Annotated in this window: 1 protein-coding gene; it reads right to left on the bottom strand. The window is 72.2% G+C overall.

The genetic code is table 11. The annotated features are described in order from the left end of the window. Nucleotides 1–4,774: type I polyketide synthase (locus tag ABTZ17_RS36345; RefSeq protein WP_352200099.1), on the bottom strand; the 4,774-nt coding region annotated here is incomplete at both ends.

Here is a 4,774-nt window from a genome sequence, read left to right as displayed (position 1 = left end):
CCTGCACCCGCAACGCCGCCACATCCAACAACACCGGCGCCAACAACGCCTCACCCACACCCAACGCCCGATCGAACAACCCCAGACCGAGGTCGGTGGGCAGGGCGGCGGTGCCCATGCGTTCCAGGCGGGCGATCTCGGCCTCGCCGAGTTCACCGGCCATGCCGCCGGCCGTCGCCCACAGGCCCCAGGCCAGTGCCGTGGCGGGCAGTCCCGCCGCGCGGCGGGAGGCGGCGAGGGCGTCGAGGTAGGAGTTCGCGGCCGCGTAGTTCGCCTGACCGGGGCTGCCGATCAGCGAGGCCACGGAGGAGAAGAGCACGAAGGCCGCGAGGTCGGAGCCCTCGGTCAGCTCGTGCAGGTGGCGGGCGCCGTCGACCTTGGGTCGCAGGACCCGAGCCAGCTGTTCGGGGGTGAGGGCGTCGATGACGCCGTCGTCGAGGACACCGGCCGCGTGCACGACCGCCGTCAGCGGCCGCTCCAACGAGTCGATGATCCGCGCGAGTTGTGACCGATCGGCCACGTCGCAGGCTTCCACCCGCACCCGCGCGCCCAACTCCTCCAGACCGGCCACCAGCTCCGCGACACCCTCGGCGGACGGACCACGACGGTTCAGGAGCAGCAGGTTCCGAGCCCCGTACTCGCGCACGAAGTGCTCCGCGAACGCCGCACCCAGACCACCCGTACCACCGGTGATCAGGACCGTGCCCGCCGGATCCAACGGGGTCCGCGCCGACGGCGAAGCGGTGACCTTGACCAGGCGAGGGGCGTACATCCGCTGCTCTCGCAGGGTGAGTTGCGGTTCCTCCGTCGCCAGAACGGCCTTCCAGTCCGGCAGTTCCCCGTCCTGAACGTCCACGAGCAGGAAACGATCGGGGTGTTCGGACTGGGCGCTGCGCACCAGACCCCAGATGGGGGCCTGGTCCGGGTTCGGGGCCTCCGCGCCGACGGCGACGGCACCTCGGGTCACCACGGCCAGCCGGACACCGGCGAACCGCTCGTCCGCGACCCACTCCTGGAGGAGGCGCAGCGTGTCCTCGGTGACCGCGTGGGCCGGGGAGTACCCGTCCCGCGGAGTCGCCTCGGGGATGACGGCGACCACCAGCTCGGGCGTCGCCGCGTCCTCGCCCGCCTCACGGGCGGCCAGGACCTCGTCCAGCAGGGCCACGCGCGGGGCGTCGGCCGTACCGGAGTCGCCGGCGGCGAGCTCGCTCCACTCCACCCGGTACAGGGAATCGGGGCCGTCCTGTCCGGCCGCGGCCTCCAGCTGCGCCTGCTCGACGGTACGGAAGGCCAACTGTGCGACGGACACGACGGGTTCACCCTGCTCGGTGACCACGTCCACGCGCAGGGCCGCGTCACCGGCCGAGGCGATCCGCACCCGGACCCGGGCCTGGCCGCCGCGCCCGAAGCGGACGCCGGACCAGGAGAACGGCAGGCGGGCCGAGCCGTCACCGCGGTCGAGCCAGTCGAGTCCACCGTGCAGGGAGGCGTCGAAGAGCGCCGGGTGGATACCGAAGCCCTTGGCTCCGTCGGCGTCCTCGTCCGGCAGCGCCACCTCGGCGAACACCTCGTCGCCGTCCCGCCAAGCGGCCTGCATGCCCTGGAAGACGGGCCCGTAGTCGAAGCCGATGTCGGCGAGGCGTGCGTAGAAGGCGTCCACGGCGATCGTGTCGGCGTCCACGGGCGGCCACTCGGTCGGCGCCCAGGCGCCGGTGGCGCCGGCGGTCTCGTCCACGGCCAGCAGACCACGGGCGTGGCAGGTGCCGTCCTGACGCCCGTCTGCGGGCTGGGAGTAGATCGCGACGGGCCGACGGCCGTCCTCGTCCGCCTCTCCGACGGTCACCTGGACGCGCAGTTCGGCGTCCGCGTCGAGGATCAGCGGCGCTTCGAGCACCAGCTCGTCGAGGAGGATGCTGCCGACCTCACGGCCGGCCGCGCCGACGATCTCGACCAGGGCCGTGCCGGGCACGACGATCCGGCCGAGGACCCCGTGGTCCTGCGTCCAGGGCTGCGTGGTCGTGGAGATCCGGCCGGTGAACAGCCACTCGTCCCGGTCACCGACGCGCACCCCGGCCACCAGCACCGGGTGGTCGATCCGGCCGAGCCCGGCCGCACCGGGATCGGAGGAACCGGCCCCCGGAGCGATCCAGTACCGCTCCCGCTGGAACGCGTACGTCGGCAGGTCCACGCGCCGCACGCCGGTCCCGGCGTAGAACGCGTCCCAGTCGATGCCGATCCCGGCGGCGTGGGCCTGTCCGAGGAAGCCCGCGAAGGCTTCGGCCTCGGACGTGCGTGCCCGCAGGGCCGGGACGAAGACCGCCAGGTCCTCGTCCTCGACCGCCTGCCGCGCCATCGCGGTCAGGACGGCATCGGGGCCGATCTCGACGAAGCGGGTCACACCTTCGTCGGTGAGGGTGCGGATGCCGTCGGCGAAGCGGACGGCCTCACGGACGTGGCTCACCCAGTAGGCGGGATCGGTCAATTCGGAGCTGACGAGACCACCGGTCAGGTTGGAGACCACCGCGATCTGAGGCTCCCGGAAGGACAAGCCCTCCGCCACGGCCCGGAACTCGGCGAGCATCGGTTCCATCAGAGGCGAGTGGAACGCGTGACTGACCCGAAGTCGGGTCGTCTTGCGGTCCTGCCACTGCGGCAGCCATTCCTCGATCGCCTCCAGGTCACCGGACACCACCACCGCACGCGGCCCGTTCACCGCGGCGATCGACAGCCGACCGGCGAACTCGGCCAGACCGGGCAGGACTTCGTCCTCGGCGGCCTGCACGGCCACCATCCCGCCACCCTCGGGCAGCGCACCCATCAGACGACCCCGCGCCACCACCAACCGCGCCGCATCGGCCAGGGAAAGAACCCCCGCCACGTGCGCACAGGCCAGCTCACCGACCGAATGCCCGATCAGCACATCGGCCTTCACCCCGAGGGATTCCACCAGACGGAACAGCGCCACCTCGACCGCGAACAACGCCGCCTGCGTGAACTCCGTACGATCCAGCAGCCCGGCCTCCGCCGAACCCTCGACCGCGAACAGCAATTCCTTCAACGACCGACTCAGCAACGGATCGACCGCCGCACACACCTCGTCCAAAGCCGCCGCGAACACCGGATAGGCAGCGGCAAGACCCGCACCCATCCCCGCCCGCTGCGCACCCTGACCCGTGAACAGGAAACCCGTCTTCCCCGACACCACGGCACCGGTCTGGTCCTCCGTGAGGAGGGCAAGCCGTGCGAGCAGTTCCTCGCGGTCGGCGGCCACCACCGTGGCCCGCCGGTCGAACTGCGCCCGCGAGACGACGGCGGAGTACGCCACGTCGGACAACGTCAGCTCAGGACGTTCCAGCAGGTGGGCCCGCAGGCGCTCGGCCTGGCCGGCCACCGCCGCCGCGCTCTTGCCGGACAGCACCACCGGGAGCGGCCGGGCGGGGGTGTGATCCTCCGTGGTCGGCGCGGAGGTCGACGCCTCCGGCGCTCCCTCGATGATCACGTGGGCGTTGGTGCCGCTGACGCCGAAGGAGGAGACACCGGCGCGGCGCGGACGGTCACCCGTCGCGGACCACTCGGCCGCCTCGGTCAGCAGCTCCACCTCACCGGAGGACCACTCGATGTACGGGGACGGCTCGTCCACGTTGAGGGTCCGCGGCAGCACTCCGTGCCGCATCGCCATCACCATCTTGATGACACCGGCCACGCCCGCCGCAGCAGACGTGTGACCGATGTTCGACTTGATGGAACCGAGCCGCAGCGGGCCGTTCCCGGCCCGATCCTGCCCGTACGTCGCCAACAGCGCCTGTGCCTCGATCGGGTCACCCAGACGGGTGCCCGTGCCGTGGCCCTCGACCGCGTCGACATCCGCCGCCGACAGGCCCGCGTTCTCCAGCGCCTGCCGGATCACCCGCTCCTGCGAGGGACCGTTCGGAGCCGTCAGACCGTTGCTCGCGCCGTCCTGGTTGACCGCCGAGCCCCGCACCAGTCCCAGGATGCGGTGGCCGTTGCGCTGCGCGTCCGACAGACGCTCCAGCACCACCAGGCCGACGCCGTCGGAGAAGCCGGTGCCGTCGGCGCCGGCCGCATAGGACTTGCAGCGGCCGTCTGCGGCCAGGCCCCGCTGCCGGCTGAACTCCTGGAGCAGGAAGGGGCCGGAGAGGACGGTGACGCCGCCGACGAGGGCCATGGAGCACTCGCCGGACCGCAGCGCTTGGGAGGCCAGGTGCAGGGCGACGAGCGAGGAGGAGCAGGCGGTGTCCACGGACACGGCCGGGCCCTCCAGGCCCAGGGTGTAGGCCACACGGCCCGAGACCACGCTCGACGTGGTGCCGGTCAGCCGGAAGCCTTCGAGTTCCGGCGGGGTGGCGAGGCCGTAGTCGGTGGCGACGACGCCGGTGAAGACGCCGGTGTCGGTGCCGCGGAGGGTGGCCGGGTCGATGCCGGCGTTCTCCAGGGCCTCCCAGGTGGTTTCGAGGAGCAGGCGCTGCTGCGGGTCCATGCCCAGGGCCTCGCGGGGGCTGACCCCGAAGAAGCCGGCGTCGAAGTCACCGGCTCCCGTCAGGAAGCCGCCGCCGTTGGCGTAGATCTTGCCCGGCTGTTCCGGGTCGGGGTGGTACAGGTTCTCCAGGTCCCAGCCGCGGTCGGTGGGCAGGCCCGCGATGGCGTCGCGGCCTTCGGCCACCAGCTTCCACAGTTCGTCGGGCGAGGTGACCCCGCCCGGGTAGCGGCAGGCCATGCCGACGATGGCGAGGGGCTCGTCCGCCTTGGGACGCTT

The sequence above is a fragment of the Streptomyces sp. NPDC097619 genome (genome assembly GCF_040302735.1).
Lineage (GTDB): Bacteria > Actinomycetota > Actinomycetes > Streptomycetales > Streptomycetaceae > Streptomyces.
Note: the sequence above shows the minus strand (reverse complement) of the source record. Positions and strands in the feature narration are given on the sequence as shown.